The 18,629-nt window shown below is 70.3% G+C and carries 16 protein-coding genes; 5 read left to right on the top strand and 11 right to left on the bottom strand.

Going from position 1 to position 18,629, the window contains the following annotated elements; translation table 11 throughout:
- Window positions 1-53: 53 nt before the first annotated feature.
- A complete protein-coding gene (locus tag ACIBLC_RS30265; RefSeq protein WP_399214487.1) occupies window positions 54-866 on the bottom strand; it encodes a trans-aconitate 2-methyltransferase in 813 nt (270 codons plus the stop codon).
- A 185-nt stretch (window positions 867-1,051) separates the two neighbouring features.
- Between ACIBLC_RS30265 and tamR the strand changes: the two genes are divergently transcribed.
- A complete protein-coding gene (gene tamR, locus ACIBLC_RS30260; protein ID WP_399214486.1) occupies window positions 1,052-1,549 on the top strand; it encodes a MarR family transcriptional regulator TamR in 498 nt (165 codons plus the stop codon).
- Here the strand turns inward: tamR and ACIBLC_RS30255 are convergent.
- Complete coding sequence (locus ACIBLC_RS30255; protein WP_399214485.1) at window positions 1,508-2,275, bottom strand: LuxR C-terminal-related transcriptional regulator; 768 nt, start codon at window positions 2,273-2,275, stop codon at window positions 1,508-1,510. The two genes, tamR and ACIBLC_RS30255, sit on opposite strands and share 42 nt — an antisense overlap.
- Before the next feature lie 256 nt (window positions 2,276-2,531).
- Here ACIBLC_RS30255 and ACIBLC_RS30250 point away from each other — a divergent pair, with 256 nt between their 5' ends.
- Window positions 2,532-2,987: a GNAT family N-acetyltransferase gene (locus tag ACIBLC_RS30250; protein ID WP_399214504.1), complete on the top strand. Its 456-nt coding sequence runs from the start codon at window positions 2,532-2,534 to the stop codon at window positions 2,985-2,987.
- 210 nt (window positions 2,988-3,197) lie between these two features.
- Here the strand turns inward: ACIBLC_RS30250 and galK are convergent, their stop codons facing one another.
- Genes galK through galT form a run of 3 tightly spaced genes read right to left on the bottom strand, consistent with a single transcriptional unit; the run spans window position 3,198 to window position 6,382 of the window.
- A complete protein-coding gene (gene galK / locus ACIBLC_RS30245) occupies window positions 3,198-4,343 on the bottom strand; it encodes a galactokinase (protein ID WP_399214484.1) in 1,146 nt (381 codons plus the stop codon).
- Window positions 4,344-5,321 (bottom strand): UDP-glucose 4-epimerase GalE, encoded by a 978-nt coding sequence (gene galE / locus ACIBLC_RS30240; RefSeq protein WP_399214483.1) that lies wholly within the window; start codon window positions 5,319-5,321, stop codon window positions 4,344-4,346.
- The gene (galT, locus tag ACIBLC_RS30235; RefSeq protein ID WP_399214481.1) at window positions 5,318-6,382 is read right to left on the bottom strand and encodes a galactose-1-phosphate uridylyltransferase; all 1,065 of its coding nucleotides are present in this window, start codon (window positions 6,380-6,382) and stop codon (window positions 5,318-5,320) included. Before galT ends, galE begins: the two co-directional genes overlap by 4 nt.
- A gap of 179 nt (window positions 6,383-6,561) precedes the next feature.
- Between galT and ACIBLC_RS30230 the strand changes: the two genes are divergently transcribed.
- From ACIBLC_RS30230 to ACIBLC_RS30220, 3 genes are all read left to right on the top strand, one after another.
- Window positions 6,562-8,286, top strand: coding sequence for a sodium:solute symporter family protein (locus tag ACIBLC_RS30230; RefSeq protein ID WP_399214480.1), 1,725 nt, complete (start codon window positions 6,562-6,564; stop codon window positions 8,284-8,286).
- Window positions 8,287-8,307: 21 nt separating this feature from the next.
- Entirely contained in the window at window positions 8,308-8,613 is a 306-nt protein-coding gene (locus ACIBLC_RS30225) for a hypothetical protein (protein ID WP_399214478.1), read from the top strand.
- Window positions 8,614-8,753: 140 nt separating this feature from the next.
- Complete coding sequence (locus ACIBLC_RS30220) at window positions 8,754-9,596, top strand: FkbM family methyltransferase (RefSeq protein ID WP_399214477.1); 843 nt, start codon at window positions 8,754-8,756, stop codon at window positions 9,594-9,596.
- Between the two features lie 188 nt (window positions 9,597-9,784).
- Here ACIBLC_RS30220 and ACIBLC_RS30215 read toward each other — a convergent pair whose 3' ends face one another.
- The 6 genes from ACIBLC_RS30215 to rsmA all read right to left on the bottom strand — a co-directional run bounded on the left by ACIBLC_RS30215 (window position 9,785) and on the right by rsmA (window position 18,522).
- Complete coding sequence (locus tag ACIBLC_RS30215; RefSeq protein WP_399214476.1) at window positions 9,785-10,489, bottom strand: LuxR C-terminal-related transcriptional regulator; 705 nt, start codon at window positions 10,487-10,489, stop codon at window positions 9,785-9,787.
- Between the two features lie 289 nt (window positions 10,490-10,778).
- Window positions 10,779-12,614: a PQQ-binding-like beta-propeller repeat protein gene (locus ACIBLC_RS30210; protein WP_399214475.1), complete on the bottom strand. Its 1,836-nt coding sequence runs from the start codon at window positions 12,612-12,614 to the stop codon at window positions 10,779-10,781.
- Between the two features lie 82 nt (window positions 12,615-12,696).
- Complete coding sequence (locus ACIBLC_RS30205) at window positions 12,697-14,565, bottom strand: PQQ-binding-like beta-propeller repeat protein (RefSeq protein ID WP_399214474.1); 1,869 nt, start codon at window positions 14,563-14,565, stop codon at window positions 12,697-12,699.
- 227 nt (window positions 14,566-14,792) lie between these two features.
- On the bottom strand, window positions 14,793-16,601 hold the full coding sequence (locus ACIBLC_RS30200) for an ABC-F family ATP-binding cassette domain-containing protein (protein ID WP_399214473.1): 1,809 nt from the start codon (window positions 16,599-16,601) through the stop codon (window positions 14,793-14,795).
- A gap of 56 nt (window positions 16,602-16,657) precedes the next feature.
- Window positions 16,658-17,566 (bottom strand): 4-(cytidine 5'-diphospho)-2-C-methyl-D-erythritol kinase, encoded by a 909-nt coding sequence (locus ACIBLC_RS30195; protein WP_399214472.1) that lies wholly within the window; start codon window positions 17,564-17,566, stop codon window positions 16,658-16,660.
- Complete coding sequence (rsmA, locus tag ACIBLC_RS30190; RefSeq protein ID WP_399214471.1) at window positions 17,563-18,522, bottom strand: 16S rRNA (adenine(1518)-N(6)/adenine(1519)-N(6))-dimethyltransferase RsmA; 960 nt, start codon at window positions 18,520-18,522, stop codon at window positions 17,563-17,565. The genes ACIBLC_RS30195 and rsmA overlap by 4 nt, the downstream gene beginning before the upstream one ends.
- Between the last annotated feature and the right edge of the window lie 107 nt (window positions 18,523-18,629).

Raw genomic sequence — 18,629 nt, 5'->3', positions numbered from 1 at the left:
GTGCGCAGGGCGGACTCGACATCACCCTGGACGCCCCCAGGAAGCTGTGAGGGTCAGGCCGCCCGGCTCGCCACGGCGAAGACGCGGCGGAAGGGGAACACCGTGCCGTGTTCCGTGGCCGGGTAGGCCTCGCGCAGAGCGGTCCGGTACTCGGCGACGAAGGACTCCGCGTCGGCCTCCCCCAGCTCGGTCAGGACCGGCCGCAGACCCGTGCCCTGCACCCAGTCCAGGATCGGGTCCTCGCCCTCCAGCAGATGCAGGTACGTCGTCTCCCAGACGTCGGCCGCACAGCCGAGGGCGGTGAGGTGTTCGAGGTAGGCGGCCGGGGTGTGCACGGCGTCGTCGTGGCGCAGGGCGTCGGCCAGGCGGTTCTTCCAGCGGGCGGAGTGGGCGAGTTCGCGCATCAGCCGGTGGCTGGGGGCGTCGAAGTTGCCGGGCACCTGGAAGGCGAAGGTGCCGCCGGGGGCCAGGCCCGCCACCCAGGCGGGGAAGGAGTCGGTGTGCCCGGGGACCCACTGGAGAGTCGCGTTGCTGATGATCAGGTCGTACGGCGTCGCGGGCGTCCAGGTCCGGGCGTCGGCGGAGGCGAAGTCGAGGCGGCCGCCGCCGGAGGTGGGGCCGGCGAGCGCCCGCGCCTTGGCCAGCATCTCCGGGGAGTTGTCGTAGCCGGTGATGTGCGCGGCCGGCCAGCGCTCGGCGAGCAGGGTCGTGACGTTGCCGGGACCGCAGCCGAGGTCGACGATACGGGCGGGAGTGCCGGGCAGGTCGGGGACGCGGGCGAGGAGGTCCGCGAACGGGCGGGCGCGGTGGTCGGCATGGCGGAGGTACTGGCTCGGGTCCCAGACGGGGGCGGTCGCGGCGGGCATGGTGGGGCGCCTCCTCGAAGCACGGACAAAGTCGGACGGAACTCGGACGAAGCCTGACGGAAAAGACCAAAACCTCACGGACGAAGTCCCCGACGAGGGGCACTTCGGGCAGGACTCCAGCCTCACACCCCGGGTATCTTGACGTCAAGAGACTTCACGTCGACACAACCACTACACTGATCGTCATGGAGGACGAGGTCGATCGGCTGGTCGCAGCATGGCGCCGGGAGCGCCCTGACCTCGACGTGGAACCGCTCGAAGTGCTCAGCCGGGTCAGCAGACTGGCCCGGCACCTGGACCGCGCCCGCAGGCTGGCGTTCTCCGAGCACAGCCTGGAGCCCTGGGAGTTCGACGTCCTGACCGCGCTCAGGCGAGCGGGGAACCCGTATCAGCTCTCCCCCGGCCAACTGCTCACGCAAACCCTCGTCACCTCCGGCACGATGACGAACCGCATCGACCGGCTGACGAAGAAGGGCCTGGTGGAGCGGCTCCCGGATCCGACCGACCGCCGGGGCGTGCTGGTGCGCCTGACGGACGAGGGCCGCGACCGTGCCGACCAGGCACTGGCGGGCCTGCTGGAGCAGGAGCGGGCGATCCTGGCGGAACTGAGCAGGGCGCAACGTGGAGAACTGGCGGGCCTGCTACGCCAGTTGACCGCCCCGTTCGACAACATCCCTGGTTAGGTCGACGGGCCCGACCCCGGCACGGCGGGCGAGCGCGACGGCGGCGAGGGTGGAGTGCACGCCCAGCTTCCCCAGCACGTTCTGCATATGGGTGCGGACGGTGTGCGGCGAGAGGAAGAGCCGCTCGGCCACGGCCTTCCGCCCGAGCCCGGCGACCATGCACCGCAGCACTTCCCGCTCCCTCGGCGTGAGGGACTCCACCAGCCGTTCGCTCTCGGTGCGGTGCTTGCGGGCCGCGGTGAGTTCCCGCAGCACCCCGGTGAGCAGGGCGGGCGGCAGATGGGTCTCGTCGCGCAGCACACCCCGTATGACGGTGAGCAGCCGCGACAGCGAACAGTCCTTGGCGACCCACCCCGAGGCGCCGGCCTGGAGCGCGAGCGCGGCCCGGCGCGGATCGTCCTTCTCGGCGAGCACGACGGTCCGCACGCTCGGCTGGCCGGACCGGACACCCGCGACGAGCGAGATCCCGTCCACCAGCCCGTCCTCGTTGCTCTCCTGGACGGGCACGGCCGGACGCATACCGGGCAGATTGCCGCCCAGGTCCGCGTCGACGAGCAGTACGTCGAATCTGCGGCCTTCCGCCGCCGCCCGCTCGAGGCAGCGCAGCGCGGCGGGACCACTGCCCGCCGCGGACACGTCGACGTCGGGCTCGGCCGCGAGGGCGGCAGCGAGCGACTCGGCGAAGATGCGGTGGTCGTCGACGACCAGTACTCGGATGCGAACCACTGAAACCCCCACTGTCGGGGGACGACCGGTGCGGGTACGGCGCCCGAAGTACTCCCGAGACCGCGTCTGCGACTCGGGAGGCGGGGTGCCGCAGCCGCACGGCCGCCGCCGTGCGTAACTGCTACCCCCACTTCGGGCGTCGTACCCGACTGTCTCGCCCCCTGAACAGCACCGGCCCCCACCGGTGCTGTTCACAGAGTAAGGCCGGGGGCAGGGAGGGGAAGGCAATTCACAGAACTGATTGGCCGACCCGTTTATGGTGAGCCTTATGTTTCGTATTGAGACAGGAGACGACAAAGAACGTCGCGATCTGCTCCGCAGGCGGCTGTTGGACACCAACACGGCGGCGTCTCCCGTCCTGCGCGCGCTGCGCGGTACCCCGGCGGAACGCGAAGTTCCGCTGCATGTCTGGGCATTGGACGGTACCGGGGCCCTGGCGGGCGGCCTGGTCGGGCACAGCTGGGCGGCGTGGCTGCACGTGACGTACCTCTGGGTGGACGGCCGGCACCGTGGCGCGGGGCTCGGCTCGCGGCTGTTGTCCGAAACCGAGCGTATCGCCCGGGAAGAACGCGGCTGCGGAAGTGCGCGTCTGGAGACCTGGGACTTCCAGGCCCCCGGTTTCTACCGCAAGCAGGGCTACGAGGTGGTGGCCGTCATCCCCGACTATCCGCCGGGGGTCACGGAGTACACATTGACGAAGCGCCTGGGCTGAGCGAAGCGGTTCTCACCCCCTCCGCCCCTTCCCGTCCCGTTCCTGAGGGCTGCCGCCCCCAGACCCCCGCTTCGCGCTGACGCGCTCGTCCTCAAACGCCGGACGGGCTGAGAATCTTCAGCCCTCCGGCGTTTGAGGAGCGGGGGTTCGGGGGCGGAGCCCCCGAGTGACGGGACGGGAAGGGGCGGAGGGGGCGAAAGAAGCTGGTGTTCAGCTCACCCGCCGGGCGCCCGCCGACGGCACCGCCGGGAACACCCGCGGCGCGGTGTAACCCGCGGCGGCGAAGGCCTCCTCGACCGCCTTGGTGACGGTGTCCACGTCGGCGACCTCCACGAGGACGACCGCCGAACCGCCGAACCCACCGCCGGTCATCCGCGCCCCGAGCGCACCCGCGGCATTGGCCGCGGAGACCACGAGGTCCAACTCGTCGCAGGAGATCCGCAGATCGTCCCGCAGGGAAGCGTGCCCCTCGGTGAGGACGGGCCCGATCCCCCGGACGTCACCCGCGTCCAGCAGGCCGATGACCCGCTCCACCCGGTGGTCGTCCGACACGACATGGCGTACGTACCGGCGTACGCGCTCGTCGGACAGGCGCGCGAGGGCGGCGTCGAGCCCCTCGTACGCCACATCCCGCAGATGCGAGACCCCGAGCACCCGCGCGCCCTCCTCGCACCCTTGGCGCCGCTCGGCGTACTCCCCGTCGCCGAGCGCGTGCTTGACGCGTGAGTCGACGACCAGCAGCGAGAGCCCGTGGGAGGCCAGGTCGAAGGGGACCTGGCGGATGGACAGGTCGCGGCAGTCGAGGTGCAGCGCGTGCCCGTCGGTGCAGCACGCGGAGGCGGTCTGGTCCATGATTCCGCAGGGCACGCCGACGAAGTCGTTCTCGGCGCGCTGCGCGAGCCTGGCCAACTCGGGCCGGGAGAGGCCGAGTTCGTAGAGGTCGTTGAGGGCGAGCGCCGTCACGACCTCGAGCGCGGCCGAGGAGGAGAGGCCGGCGCCGGTCGGCACGGTGGAGGCGAGGTGCACGTCCGCGCCGGTGACCGAGGTGTGGCCCGCCTCGCGCAGCGCCCACACGACGCCCGCCGGGTACGCGGCCCAGCTCGTGTTCGCCAGCGGCACCAGGGAGTCCAGGTGCAGCTCGACGACCGGCCCCTCGATGTCCGCCGAGTGGAGCCGGAGCACACCGTCGTCGCGGCGTGACACCGCCGCCACCGCCGTGTGCGGCAGCGCGAGGGGCATCACGAACCCCTCGTTGAAGTCCGTGTACTCGCCGATCAGGTTGACCCGGCCAGGAGCCGCCCAGACACCCTGCGGGGCAGCTCCGTACAGTTCCTCGAAACCCTCGCGAACCCCCACCTACTGCTCCCTTGCACTGTCTTCGATGTGCCGCGCGAACGCCCACGCGTCCGCGACGATCCCCGCGAGATCCGCGCGGGTCGGGTTCCAGCCGAGCCGTTCGCGGGCGGTGGCGGCCGAGGCGACCAGCGCCGCCGGGTCGCCGCCGCGGCGCGGGGCCAGGACCTCGGGGACCGGGTGCCCGGTGACCTGGCGGACGGTCTCGATGACCTGGCGGACGGAGAAGCCCTCTCCGTTGCCGAGGTTGCAGATCAGGTGCTCGCCCGGCGTGGCCGCCGCGACGGCCAGCAGGTGCGCCTCGGCGAGGTCCGCGACGTGGATGTAGTCGCGGACGCAGGTGCCGTCCGGCGTCGGGTAGTCGTCGCCGAAGACGGAGATCGCCTCGCGGCGGCCCTGCGCGACCTGGAGCACCAGCGGGATGAGGTGCGACTCGGGGTCGTGCCGCTCGCCGCAACTGCCGTACGCACCCGCCACGTTGAAGTACCGCAGGGACACCGCGGCCAGTCCGTGCGCCGCCGCCTCGCCGGTGATCATGTGGTCGACGGCGAGCTTGGAGGCGCCGTACGGGTTGGTGGGCCTGGTCGGCGCGGACTCGACGATCGGCACCTCCTCCGGCTCGCCGTAGGTCGCGGCGGTGGAGGAGAAGACGAGCTTGCGGACGCCCGCGTCGCGCATGGCGCCGAGCAGCGCCATCGTGCCGCCGACGTTGTTGTCCCAGTACTTCTCGGGCTTCACGACGGACTCGCCGACCTGCGAGAAGGCGGCGAAGTGCAGGACGCCGTCGTAGGAGGAGTCCAGCCACTTGGCGGCGTCGCGGATGTCGCCCTCGACGAAGGCCGCTCCGGCGGGGACGCCCTCGCGGAAGCCGGTGGAGAGGTTGTCGAGGACCGTCACCTCGTGGCCGGCCTCGATCAGGTGCTGCGTGACGACACTGCCGACATAGCCCGCGCCACCCGTGACCAGGTACTTCCCACTCATGAACTCGCTACCTCTCGCAGTCGCTGAGCCGCGGACTCCGGCTGGATGTCGTTGATGAACACGCTCATCCCCGACTCGGAGCCCGCGAGGAACTTCAGCTTGCCGGAAGTGCGGCGAATGGTGAAAAGCTCCAGATGCAGCGCGAAGTCGTCGCGGTTGACGCCCTCGAACTCCTCCAGCGCGCCGAAGGGCGCCTGGTGCCAGGCGGCGATGTACGGCGTCGCCGGCTCACCCTCGCCGAAGATCCGGTCGAAGCGCCTCAAGAGTTCCAGATAGACCTGGGGGAACTCTGTGCGAGCGGCCTCGTCGAGACCGAGCAGGTCGGGCACGCGACGGCGCGGGTAGAGGTGGACCTCGTAGGGCCAGTGCGCGGCGTACGGCACGAAGGCGACCCAGTGGTCACTCGTGAGGACGACCCGCGAACCGTCCGCCAGTTCCCGGGCGACGACCTCGTCGAACAGGTTCGCCCCGCCGGCCGCCTCCTTGTGCGCCGCGAGGGAGCGCAGCATCAGCGTCGTACGCGGGGTGGTGAAGGGGTAGGCGTAGATCTGCCCGTGCGGATGCCCGAGCGTGACGCCGATCTCGGCACCGCGGTTCTCGAAGCAGAAGACCTGCTCGACGGAGGGGAGGTGGGAGAGCTCGGCCGTCCTGTCCGTCCACGCCTCCAGGACCAGGCCCGCCTGCTCCACCGTCAGGTCGGCGAAGGACGAGTCGTGGTCGGAGGTGAAGCAGACGACCTCGCAGCGGCCGGAGTCGCCGGCCAGCGAGGGGAAACGGTTCTCGAAGACGGCGACGTCGTACGAGGAGTCCGGGATCTCGCTCAGCCGCTCGCCCTGGGAGGGGCACAGCGGGCATTCGTTCGCCGGGGGGTGGTAGATGCGTCCCTGGCGGTGCGAGGCGATCGCGACCGAGTCGCCGAGCAACGGGTCGCGGCGCACCTCGGAGGTGGTGACGGTCGGGTCGAGCGGGCGGCGGTCGACCGCGTCGCGCACCGTGTCGTCGCGTGAGTCGTAGTAGATGAGCTCACGACCGTCGGCCAGCCGGGTCGAGGTCTTCTTCACAGTCGGAACTCTCCATCCGCGCCCATCAAACCTTCAAACAGAACCGAACACAACAAACCACAATGCACCATCGGCGTCAACATCACAATCAAACAAAGAACATCACCCCTTCTGTTCATTTTCTGAAGATGGAGGCGTAGGTTCCGCTCGGATACGTTCACGCGACGAAGCGAGTTCCCATGCAGTCCCCCACATATCAGGCAGCCGGATCGACCGGTGCCTTCAACCACAGCTACCTCGCCGAAGGGCTCCGTCTCCCCACAAACGCGCTCGACTACACGATTCTGGCGATCTACTTCGTCGTCGTCCTCGGCATCGGCCTCGCCGCCCGCCGCTCGGTGAAGACCAGCCTGGACTTCTTCCTGTCCGGGCGTTCACTGCCCGCCTGGGTCACCGGCCTCGCGTTCGTCGCGGCCAACCTGGGCGCGACCGAGATCCTGGGCATGGCGGCGACCGGCGCGCAGTACGGTGTCGCGGTCGTCCACTGGTACTGGATCGGCGCCATCCCGGCGATGGTCTTCCTCGGCCTGGTGATGATGCCGTTCTACTACGGCTCCAAGGTCCGTTCGGTGCCCGAGTTCCTGCTCCAGCGCTTCGACAAGTCCGCACATCTGCTGAGCTCGGTCCTGTTCGCCTTCGCGGCGGTGCTGATCGCGGGCGTCAACCTGTACGCGATGGCCATCGTGGTCGAGGCGCTGCTCGGCTGGCCGCAGTGGGTGGCCATCGTGGTCGCCGGCTTCTTCGTGCTGGCGTACATCACGGTCGGCGGCCTCTCCTCGGCGATCTACAACGAAGTGCTCCAGTTCTTCGTGATCCTCGCCGCGCTCATCCCGATCACGATCCTCGGCCTGAAGAAGGTCGGCGGCTGGGACGGCCTGTCGGACTCCCTGACCAAGTCCCACGGCGACAACTTCCTCTCCGCCTGGGGAGGTACGGGCATCGGCGACGCCAACCCGCTCGGCGCGAACTGGCTGACGATCGTCCTCGGTCTCGGCTTCGTGCTGTCCTTCGGCTACTGGACGACGAACTTCGCCGAGGTCCAGCGCGCCCTGTCGGCCAAGAACCTCTCGGCGGCCCAGCGCACCCCGCTCATCGCCGCGTTCCCGAAGATCTTCATCGTCTTCCTGGTGATGATCCCCGGTCTGGTCGCCGCCGTCCTGGTCCCGAACATCGGCACGGCGAGCTCGGACCTCCAGTACAACGACGCCATCCCGTACCTGATGCAGGAACTGCTCCCGAACGGCGTGCTCGGCATCGCGGTGACGGGCCTGCTCGCCGCCTTCATGGCGGGCATGGCGGCGAACGTCTCGTCCTTCAACACGGTGTTCACCACGGACATCTGGCAGCGGTACGTGGTGACGGACCGCGAGGACGGCTACTACGTGCGGTTCGGCCGCCTGATCACGGCGGTCGGCGTGCTGGCGTCGATCGGCACGGCGTTCATCGCCTCGTCCTTCTCCAACATCATGAGCTACCTCCAGACGCTCTTCTCCTTCTTCAACGTGCCGATGTTCGTGGTCTTCATCATCGGCATGTTCTGGAAGCGGGCGTCCATGAAGTCCGGCGTCTGGGGCCTGCTCGCGGGCACCACGGCCGCGATGGTCAACTACTTCTGGATCTACAAGCAGGGCGTCATCAGCATCCCCAGCGACCAGGGCGCGAACTTCGTCTCGGCGATCGTGGGCTTCGTGGCGGGCGCGGTGGTCATGGTGGCCGTCACCCTCTTCACGGCCCCGAAGCCGGAGGCGGAACTCGCCGGGCTGGTCTACGGCACCCGCTCCCCGGGCATGGAGGAGGCGCCCGCCACGGGCGACGACGCCTGGTACCGCAAGCCGGCGCTGCTCGGCTGGGGCGCGATAGTCCTCGCCGCCCTCTGCTACATCCCCTTCTCCTTCTCCTTCTGACCGATCGGAGGCCGAACCCCCATGTCTGATCTCCAGCGCGAAGTCACCGATCTGGAAAGCAGGTCGGCGACCGCCGCCAGTCTCTTCGACATCCGGCGCATCATCGGCGGCCTGTTCGTCGTCTACGGCGTCATCGTCACGATCGCCGGCATCTCGCCGTCCGACGCCGACCTGAAGAAGGCCGAGGGCGTCAACATCAACCTGTGGACAGGGCTCGCGATGCTCGCCCTCGGGCTGTTCTTCCTGGTCTGGCTGAAGCTGCGGCCAACCGTGCCGCCGGTGGTCGACGGGGACGAGCAGCTGCCGCCGCCGTCGCCGTCGAAGTAACCCCCTCGTACGGGGCCGGAGTTGAGCTCCGGCCCCGTACGGACCGTTTGTGAGCCGGTCACCAGGGTGACCGTTTACGTTCATCTCCTGGGATCCCCGAAGCAGGCGACAGGCCATGGCCACGGCCCTACGATCGCGTAATGCGCCTCTCCGAGCTCGAAGAAGCCAATGCTCGTACGCTGGCCCACTCCATCAACGTCCGGCCGGTCGCGGCGGGTGAGATCATCCGTGACCACCGCAAGAAGCATCCGTTCCGGGGTTACGTCGAGATCGAATCTCCGTACTGTCCGCCCTTCGTCATGTTCTGTGTGAACGACGACGCGGTGGCCCTGGAGACCCTGTGGAACGGCCATTTCGGGTACGAGCCCGGCAGCCTCGCCACCTGGGCACGGCTGGCCGCGAAGAGCGAGACGATCGCCGACGTCGGCGCACACGTCGGGTACTTCTCGATGATCGCCGCGCTCGCCAACCCGGCCGCGAAGGTGCACTCGTTCGAGCCCGTCGACATGATCCACGCCCGCCTCGCGGTGAACGTACGGAGCAACGGCGCCTCGAACGTGAAGCGCTACCAGGCGGGTGTCTCCAGCGAGGCGGGCTGGGCCGACATCAGCGTCCGCTTCTCCGCGAACCTCCTCTCCACCGGCTCGTCCCTGGAGATGGTCCCCGACGGCGCCGAACTCAAGCGCATCCAGCTGCTGAAGCTCGACGAGGTGTTCGCCGACAAGAAGCTGGACCTCATGAAGATCGACGTCGAGGGCCACGAGATGTCGGTCCTCAAGGGCGCCCGGCAGGTGCTCAAGCGCGACCGGCCGCACGTCATCCTCGAGGCCCTGGTCAACGCACCCCTCGACCCGCTCCTCGACGAGTTCGGCCCGCTCGGCTACGACTGCCACTGGATCGCCGAGGCCGACGGGTCACTCGTCCCCTCGACCGCCGGCCGGCCGAAGGGCACCCGGAACCTGCTGTTCGCGCCCCGCGACTAGAGAACCGGGGACGGCCGACAGGACGAGCGGGGCGGCGGACGGCGGGGCTGGAGGCGAACGCCCCGCCGTAGTGCCTCTCCAGGCGAACGCCCTGCCGCCCGCCGTACGGGGACAGCCGGGGAGCGCGGAACGCGCCACCCCGGCAAGGCCCCGCCGGACCTCGGCGACAGTGCCCGCGGACGGCGCGTCTACCGCGGATCCTGCGGGACGTCGGCGAACGACGGCGCCACCGGTCCCGCCCGGTCCAGCAGCCCCGTACGGGCCGCCAGCGCCGCCGCCTCGAGCCGCGACCCCACCCCCAGCTTCATCAGCACCCGCTGGACATGGGTCCGCGCGGTGGACGGCGCGATGCCCATCCCGGCCGCGATGAGCCGGGTGTCCTCACCGTCGGCGACCCGCACCAGGACCTCCACCTCCCGGGGCGTCAGCATCTGGAGCAGCCGCTGGCCCTCGTCGTCGGGCTGCGCCGCCGGGTTGAGCAGTTCGCTGAAGGCGCCCTGGAGCAACTGCGGCGCCACGGCCGCCTCCCCCGCTCTCGCCTTCATGATCGCGCGCTCGACGCCCTCTATGCGCTCGTCGTGGCGGACGTATCCGGAGGCGCCGGCCGCGAACGCGGCGGCGATGCCGCGCGGGTTCGGAACCGGGCCGAGGACCAGGACCGCCACCTGCGGGCGCTCCCTCTTGATCTTCACCACCGGGTCGAATATCCCCGGCTCGGCTGGTGTCGCCGTACCGATCAGGCACACCTCGGGTGCCCTTGTGATCACCAGCTCCGCCGCCCCCGCGGCAGGCGCCGCGGCGGCGAGCACCCGGTGCCCGCGCAGCTTCAAGGCCGAGGCCAGCGCCTCCGCGAGCAGCCGGTGGTCGTCGACCACCATGAGCCGCACTCCCATCGAGCAACCCCCCAGTTCCCCCAAGCATCCCCACTGGTTCCCCGTGGATTAGGAGCCCCCCGGCTCTCCATCCACCGGAAGCTACACGCTTGTTCGACGTTGCGCTTCCCCTACTGGTGAGAAGTGCCCCGGATTACCGAAATTCCTCGCATTCGGGAGTGATGAGGGGTACGTGAACGGTCCCGCCCCTGAGCAGGGACGGGACCGTGTCCGCGGGTTCGGTCAGCGGGGATCGACTGTGATCGTCCCATTGCCGGCCTTTGTCAGCCAGGGCTTTCCATGAAGGTGTTCAGCTCGTGCCGAACACGATCGCCAGGTACTCCTTGTCGTCCGCGCCGGACGGCTTGCGGGCGTAGACCTGGGACATGTAGAGACGGCCGCCGCTGTACATGATCTCGGCGTAGTCCGGAAGCATGCTGGTCTCCGCCTCGCGGACCGCCTCGGTCGCCGGGTTCTCCAGGAGCTTGGTCTCCTTGAACGAGCTGCCGTCGATGCTCACGACCTGGCCACCCTTGTCGTACGGAGGGCGCTTGTACGCGAGGACGTTGGCGCCGTCCATGCGCAGCGGGGTGATGGTGTAGCCGTCACCCGCGTCCGCGCGCTGACCGGTCTGCTTTCCGGTCGCCAGGTCGAAGGCGACGATCTCGTTGGTCCGGCTGTATTCGGCGCTGCCGTCGTGCTCCTCCGTCGGGATGTAGAGCTTGTCGTCGCCGACCGCCAGCAGCGAGCAGGCCTCGATCTTGGTGATGCCGTCGCACTTGGCGGCGTACTTCTTGCCCGGCGCCGAGATCTTGGCGCGCAGCTTGCCGGTCTTGTTGTCGATGGAGAAGAAGTCCGAGATGCCGCTGCCGTCACCGGCGGAGTCGCCGACGTCGGCGGCCACCACGAGCGGATTGGTCGAGACGACACTCGCGTACTCGATACCGCTGGAGATCTCGTACTCGGAGATCACCTTCCCCGACTTCGGGTCGATGGTCTGGATGTGGAGCTGCCGGTTGCTGCCGTACTCACCGCACTTGCGGACCGCGACGAGGGCGTCGCCGCCGCCGTACCCGGAGTCGTAGCAGGTGTCGGCCGGCTTCGGGGCCCACAGGGTCTTGCCGGTGGAGATGTCGAGGCCGGCGCCGCCGCTGGTGCTGCCGACGGCGACCGTGTTCCCGCTCACGGTGACGTTGCCGAGGCTGATCTTCTGGTCACCGGACTTGACGGTCTTGGTCCACAGCTTCTTGCCCGTGCCGAGGTCGAGGGCCGCGACCTCGCTGCAGCCGTGCGAGGGGGCGTCCTTGGTCGGCATGGCCGGCTCGTAGATGATCGCTGTCCGGTCGGCGTCGTTGGTGTGACGACTGGCCTGGCACACCGGGCCGGGGAGCGGGATGGTCCAGAGTTTGGCGCCCGAGGCGGGGTCGTAGCCCACGATCTCGGCATTGCCGCTCTTGGCATACACCTTGTCGGTGAGCCAGGAGCCGACCGTGGCCACGCTGGAGTCGTCCTTCACAGACGGCGCGGGGACCTGGAAGAGGACCTTGGAGCTGGTGTCGGACGGCACCTTCTCCTTGCCTCCGCCGCCGCCCGGGGTGTCCGCGCCCTTGTCGTCCTTGTCGTCCTTGCCCCCGGTGCCGCCCGTCGTGTCCGAGGAGTTGTTCTTGCTGTCGTCGCCGGAGGAGGAGTTCGCGTACAGGACACCGCCGCCCACGATCAGTGCGACGGCCACCACGGCCGCCACGATGATGACGACCGAGCTGTTGAACTTCCGCCCACCGCCGGCGCCTTGGGGCACCGTCGGGTAGGGCGACTGCTGCGGGTAGCCGTACGGGGGCTGCTGCGGGCCCGGGTAGCCGTAGCCCGGCTGGCCGCCTGCCGGGGGCGGGGTCTGCGGGTAGCCGTACGGCTGCTGCGGCGGAGTGGGCGGGGCCGCCTGCGGATAGCCGTAGCCGGGGCCCTGCGCGGGCGGCGGGGGTGTCGGGGCGCCGAAGCCGCCCGGCGGTGGGCTCTGGGGTGCGCCGAAACCGCCCGGGGGCGGGTCCTGGGGTGCGCCGAAGCCGCCCTGCGGGGGCTGGTTCGGAGGCTGGTTCGGAGGCTGGTTCGGGGGCTGGTTCGGGGGCGGCGGGGGCGGCGGCTGGGTCATGACGTGGGCACCTCGGGTGTGAAGGGGACGAGGGCGACGAGGTCGCGGTGGGGCCGGAGCGGGGCGGAGGAGGAGAGGCCGGTCACGGGCCGAAGGCCAGCATCAGCTTCTCCTGCGCGTCGCCCGTGCCCGTCAGCCGGGTGGTGGAGATGTAGAAGCGCCCGTCCACGTAGTCGACCGCCTTGGAGAAGAAGCCGTTCTCGATCTCCGCGGTGCCCTGTGGGTTCTGGAGCAGCTTCGTGGGCTTGTGGTCGCTGCCGGTCGTCGGGATCGACACGACCTGGCCGCCCGCGTCGTACGACGGCTGGACGTAGGCGATGAGGTTCGTGCCGTCCGTCTTCAGCGGCAGCATCGACTCGTCCGCCGGGGACTTGACGCGCCACTTCTCCTTGCCGGTCTCCAGGCTGATCGCGACGATCTCGTTGGCGCCGGTCGTCGCCTCGGTCGGCAGGTAGAGGGTGTTGGCGTCGGAGGCGGTGCCGGTGCAGCCCTGGAGGTCACGGGCGAGGATCGCCCAGCCGCACTCGGGCGCGAAGGTCTCGTCGACGTCGACCTGGGAACGGAGCGTGCCGTTGTTCTTCAGTGTGGAGATGTTCCACTGGTCCTTGTCCTCGTTGGTGAGGTAGAGGACGACGGGGTCGACGGAGTAGGTGCGCGCGACCTTCCAGCCCTTGGGGATCTTCTTGGTCCACCGGGCCTTGCCGGTCGCCGGGTCGAGCTCCTGCACCTCGTCGTGCTCGTTGTCGGTGCTGGCGCCGCAGGAGGCGACGGAGAGCAGTTTGGCGCCGCCCGTGAACGCGGAGGGGTAGCAGGCCTGCCCGTACTTCTTCTTGTCCCAGAGCTTCTTGCCGGTGGTGGCGTCGTACCCGGTGCCCGACATCGACCGGCCGACCATCAGGGTGTCGCCGACGAGGGAGAGTTCGACGGACAGGGCACTGTCGAAGAGCGCGCCGTCGGCGACCTCCGCGGTCCAGCCCTTCGCGCCGGTGGCGAGGTCGATCTCCTGGAGCTGGTTGCACTTGGCGCTGTCGCTCGCACCGCTCATGTAGGCGATGACGATGCTGTCCGCGGACGTCTTCTGCGGGGTGACCGCGCAGATCTTCTGCGGGAAGGTGAGCGCGTCCCAGGCGGGCTGCCCGTCACCGACGTTGTAGGCGAAGACCTGCTTGTACGCCGCCTTCACCGCGACCTTGTCGGTGATCCACTGGCCGGGTGCGTCGGCGCCCGAACCGGGCGCGTCGGGCGCCTCCTTGTACCAGAGCACCTTCGACTCACCGGCCTGGCGGCCGTCGTTGAGGTTCTCCGGGTCGTCGCCGCCGTCGCCGCTGCCGTCACCCGGGTCGACCGGGTCCGCGGAGCCGGTGGCCTTGCCGTCGTCGCTCTTCTGCGCGACCGGTTTCCTGCCCCCGTCGTCATCGCCACTGTTGACGGCGTACACGGTGCCGCCGATGACGAGCAGCGCCGCCACCGCGGCACCGATGATGATCGCGGGCTTGCCCCGGAAGGGGTTCCTGGAGCCACCGGGCGGCGGCGTGCCGGGTCCGCCCGGGTACTGCGCCTGGGGCGGAAAGCCGTATCCGGGCTGCTGACCGTAGGGACCGGGCTGACCGTAGGGACCGGGCTGTCCGTACGGGCCCGGCTGCTGCCGCTGTCCGTAGGGGCCGGGCTGTTGCGGGTATCCGTAACCCGGCTGCGGGGCTCCCGTGGGCGGCCCCTGTGGGGGCGCGGGAGCGTGCGGAGGCTGCGCGGGCGGTGGCGGAGCGCCCTGGGGCGCGCCCTGCGACGGTCCTTGCGGTGGGCCCGGAGGCGTACCCGGGGGCGTGTTCGGGGGCGTGCCGAAGCCGCCCTCCTGCGCCCGTGGGTCCTGCGGCGGGCCGAAGCCCCCTGCCCCCGGCTGGTCCTGCGGTGCTCCGAAACCACCCTGCGGCGGCTGATTCGGCGGCTGACTCATCAGCGCGTCCCCCTGTTCACTGATGCGGCGCCCCACCGGCGACGTTGGATTCCCGCCATATCCGGTGGTTCTCAGACTTTTCTCAGACGGCCCTTTCTATCACTGTGCGGGGTCATGACACCGGGCCGGTGCTCCCCCTGTTCCCAAGGGAGGACCGGCCCGTAATGGGGTCGTTACGCGCCTTCACGGTGCCTTCACGCCCTGCGCGCACGGCGCACGCGCCCGGCTCAGGCGTCTTCGGCCAGTTCCAGCCAGCGCATTTCCAGTTCCTCGCGCTCCCCGGTCAGCCCGCGCAGCTCGGCGTCGAGTTCGGCGACCTTCGCGAAGTCCGTCGCGTTGTCCGCGATCTGGGCGTGCAGCTTGGACTCCTTGTCGGTGACCCTGTCCAACTGCCGCTCGATCTTCTGGAGTTCCTTCTTCGCGGCGCGGGCGTCGGCGGAGGAGGCGGCCTTCGCGGTGGGCGCGGGCGCGGAGGCCAGTACGGCGGCGGCCGCGACCTCCTCCATCTTCTTGCGCCGCTCCAGGTACTCGTCGATCCCGCGCGGCAGCATGCGCAGCGTGGCGTCGCCGAGCAGCGCGTAGACGTTGTCCGTGGTCCGCTCGATGAAGAACCGGTCGTGGGAGATCACGATCATCGACCCGGGCCAGCCGTCGAGCAGGTCCTCGAGCTGGGTGAGGGTCTCGATGTCGAGGTCGTTGGTGGGCTCGTCGAGGAAGAGGACGTTGGGCTCGTCCATCAGCAGGCGCAGCAGTTGGAGCCGCCGGCGCTCACCGCCGGAGAGGTCCCCGACGGGCGTCCACTGCTTGTCCTTGTTGAAGCCGAACATCTCGCAGAGCTGGCCCGCGGTCAGCTCGCGCCCCTTGCCGAGGTCGACCCGGTCGCGTACCGCCTGGACGGCCTGCAACACCCGCCAGGTGGGGTCGAGTTCGGCGACCTCCTGGGAGAGGTAGGCGAGCTTGACGGTCTTGCCGGTGACGATCCGTCCGGCGACGGGCTGCTTGTCGCCGTCGCTGCGGGCGGCCTCGGTCATGGCCCGCAGGAGCGAGGTCTTGCCGGCGCCGTTGACCCCGACCAGGCCGACGCGGTCGCCGGGGCCGAGGTGCCAGGTCAGGTGCTTGAGCAGCACCTTGGGCCCGGCCTGGACGGTGACGTCCTTGAGCTCGAAGACGGTCCTGCCGAGCCGGGTGCTGGCGAACTTCATCAGCTCGGAGGTGTCCCGCGGCGGCGGCACGTCGGCGATCAGTTCGTTGGCGGCCTCGACGCGGAAGCGCGGCTTGGACGTACGGGCGGGGGCGCCGCGGCGCAGCCAGGCCAGCTCCTTGCGCACCAGGTTCTGCCGCTTCACCTCCTCCGTGGCGGCGATCCGCTCCCGCTCGGCGCGCGCGAAGACGTAGTCGGAGTAGCCGCCCTCGTACTCGTACACATCGCCCTTCTGCACGTCCCACATGCGGGTGCAGACCTGGTCGAGGAACCAGCGGTCGTGGGTGACGCAGACGAGGGCCGAGCGGCGCTCGCGCAGGTGCCGGGCGAGCCAGGCGATGCCCTCGACGTCCAGGTGGTTGGTCGGCTCGTCGAGGATGACCAGGTCCTGGTCCTCGATGAGCAGCTTGGCCAGCGCGATGCGGCGGCGCTCGCCACCGGAGAGCGGGCCGATGACGGTGTCGAGCCCCTGCGGGAAGCCGGGCAGGTCGAGCCCGCCGAACAGGCCCGTCAGCACGTCCCTGATCTTGGAGTTGCCCGCCCACTCGTGGTCGGCCATGTCCCGGATGACCTCGTGCCGGACGGTGGCCTCGGGGTCGAGGGAGTCGTACTGCGTCAGTACGCCGAGGGTCAGCCCGCCGGAGTGGGTGACGCGTCCGGAGTCGGCCTCCTCCAGCTTGGCGAGCATCCGGATGAGGGTCGTCTTCCCGTCGCCGTTGCGGCCGACCACGCCGATACGGTCGCCCTCGCTGACGCCGAGGGAGACCCCGTCGAGCAGTGCACGGGTCCCGTACACCTTGCTGACGGACTCGACATTGACGAGGTTGACGGCCATTTCTCTCCTGACAGGGTGGACGACCGACCTTCAAGACTGACGATCGACCTTCAAGACTAGTGCGCGCCCGGCGTGAGCACGGTGGCGCCCGGTGCCGCCCCGGACGCCGTGCGCACCGTCCGGCAGGTGCCGGAGGCCGACAGCGCCCCGGCGATCCCGGCCGCGGACTCCGGATCGCGGGCGAGGAACGCCGTGGTCGGGCCCGAGCCGGAGACGAGTGCGGCGAGGGCTCCGGCGGCGCGGCCGGCGGCCAGGGTGCGGGACAGCTCGGGGAAGAGGGAAAGGGCGGCGGGCTGGAGGTCGTTGGAGACGGCGGCCGCGAGGGCGGCGGCGTCCCCCTTCGCGAGGGCGCCGAGGAGTTCCGGTGAGGCGGCGGGCTCGGGGATCCGCACGCCGTCGTTCATCCGGTCGAACTCCCGGAACACCGCGGGGGTGGACAGCCCGCGGACGGCGGACGCGAACACCCAGTGGAAGGTCCCGCCGACTTCGAGGGTCCGCAGCCGTTCCCCCCGCCCGAGGCCGAGCGCCGCCCCGCCCACCAGGCCGAACGGCACGTCGCTGCCCAACTCGGCGCAGATCTCCAGGAGTTCCTCGCGCGAGGCGTTGGTACCCCACAGGGTGTCGCAGGCGAGCAGGGCGGCGGCTCCGTCGGCGCTGCCGCCCGCCATGCCGCCCGCGACGGGGATGTCCTTGGCGATGTGGATGTGCACGCGGGGCTCCACGCCGTACCGGCGGCCGAGCTCGATCGCGGCCCGGGCGGCGAGGTTCGTCACATCCAGGGGAACCTGGTCGGCGTCGGTGCCCACGCAGGTGACGCTCAGTTCGTCCGCCGGTGTCACCGTGACCTCGTCGTACAGGCCGACGGCGAGGAAGACGTTGGCCAGGTCGTGGAAGCCGTCGGGGCGTGCGCCGCCCACCGAGAGCTGCACGTTGACCTTGGCGGGGGCTCGTACGGTCACGGTCACTTTGCCGTGGACTCCTCGTTCTCGGCGACGGACCCGGTGACACTCTCGGCGGCGTTCTCCGCGCCGGATCCAGCGGCGGATCCAGCGACGTCCCCGGCCGCACGGTTCTCCGCGATCCGGGCGAACTCCTCGACCGTGAGGGACTCGCCGCGGGCCTGCGGGGAGACACCGGCGGCGACGAGCGCGGCCTCGGCGGCGACGGGGGAACCCGCCCACCCGGCGAGGGCGGCACGCAGCGTCTTGCGGCGTTGCGCGAACGCGGCGTCCACCACGGCGAACACCTCGCGCCTGGCGGCGTTGGTCCTGACGGGTTCGGCGCGTCTGGTGAGCGACACCAGCCCGCTGTCGACGTTCGGCGCGGGCCAGAAGACGTTGCGCCCGATGGAACCGGCCCGCTTGACGTCCGCGTACCAGTTCGCCTTCACCGACGGCACGCCGTACACCTTCGAGCCGGGCGGCGCCGCGAGCCGGTCGGCGACCTCGGCCTGCACCATCACCAGCGTGCGCTCGATGGCCGGGAAGGTCTCGAGCATGTGCAGCAGCACGGGAACGGCGACGTTGTACGGGAGGTTCGCGACCAGCGCGGTCGGCGGGGGGCCGGGAAGCTCCCGTACCTGCATCGCGTCGGCGTGCACGAGTGAGAAGCGGCCGGCTCGGTCCGGCATGCGCGCCGCGACGGTCGCGGGGAGCGCCCCGGCGAGTACGTCGTCGATCTCCACGGCGACGACCCGGTCCGCGGCCTCCAGCAGCGCGAGCGTCAGTGAGCCGAGCCCCGGGCCCACCTCGACGACCACATCGTCGGGGCGCACATCGGCGGTACGCACGATGCGGCGCACCGTGTTCGCGTCGATCACGAAGTTCTGGCCGCGCTGCTTGGTGGGCCGCACACCGAGGGCTCCCGCGAGTTCGCGGATCTCGGCGGGTCCCAGGAGGGCGTCGGAGGTGGGGCTGGTCACCAGGCAAGGGTACGGGTGGAACGGGGTGAGGTGGTCCTTCGCCCCCGCCGCCCCTACCCGTAGTCCTCAGCCCGTCCGGCGTTTGAGGACGAGCGCGAAGCGCGAAA

This window comes from Streptomyces sp. NPDC050535, assembly GCF_044457665.1.
Classification (GTDB): Bacteria; Actinomycetota; Actinomycetes; order Streptomycetales; family Streptomycetaceae; genus Streptomyces.
This window is presented reverse-complemented; position numbering and strand designations above follow the sequence as displayed.

Bases quoted from the DNA above. Each gene is read 5' to 3' on its own strand.
- ACIBLC_RS30265 (WP_399214487.1), bottom strand. From the start codon at position 866: ATGCCCGCCGCGACCGCCCCCGTCTGGGACCCGAGCCAGTACCTCCGC.
- tamR (WP_399214486.1), top strand. From the start codon at position 1,052: ATGGAGGACGAGGTCGATCGGCTGGTCGCAGCATGGCGCCGGGAGCGC.
- ACIBLC_RS30250 (WP_399214504.1), top strand. From the start codon at position 2,532: ATGGTGAGCCTTATGTTTCGTATTGAGACAGGAGACGACAAAGAACGT.
- galE (WP_399214483.1), bottom strand. From the start codon at position 5,321: ATGAGTGGGAAGTACCTGGTCACGGGTGGCGCGGGCTATGTCGGCAGT.
- ACIBLC_RS30230 (WP_399214480.1), top strand. From the start codon at position 6,562: ATGCAGTCCCCCACATATCAGGCAGCCGGATCGACCGGTGCCTTCAAC.
- ACIBLC_RS30225 (WP_399214478.1), top strand. From the start codon at position 8,308: ATGTCTGATCTCCAGCGCGAAGTCACCGATCTGGAAAGCAGGTCGGCG.
- ACIBLC_RS30220 (WP_399214477.1), top strand. From the start codon at position 8,754: ATGCGCCTCTCCGAGCTCGAAGAAGCCAATGCTCGTACGCTGGCCCAC.
- ACIBLC_RS30215 (WP_399214476.1), bottom strand. From the start codon at position 10,489: ATGGGAGTGCGGCTCATGGTGGTCGACGACCACCGGCTGCTCGCGGAG.
- ACIBLC_RS30210 (WP_399214475.1), bottom strand. From the start codon at position 12,614: ATGACCCAGCCGCCGCCCCCGCCGCCCCCGAACCAGCCCCCGAACCAG.
- ACIBLC_RS30205 (WP_399214474.1), bottom strand. From the start codon at position 14,565: ATGAGTCAGCCGCCGAATCAGCCGCCGCAGGGTGGTTTCGGAGCACCG.
- ACIBLC_RS30200 (WP_399214473.1), bottom strand. From the start codon at position 16,601: ATGGCCGTCAACCTCGTCAATGTCGAGTCCGTCAGCAAGGTGTACGGG.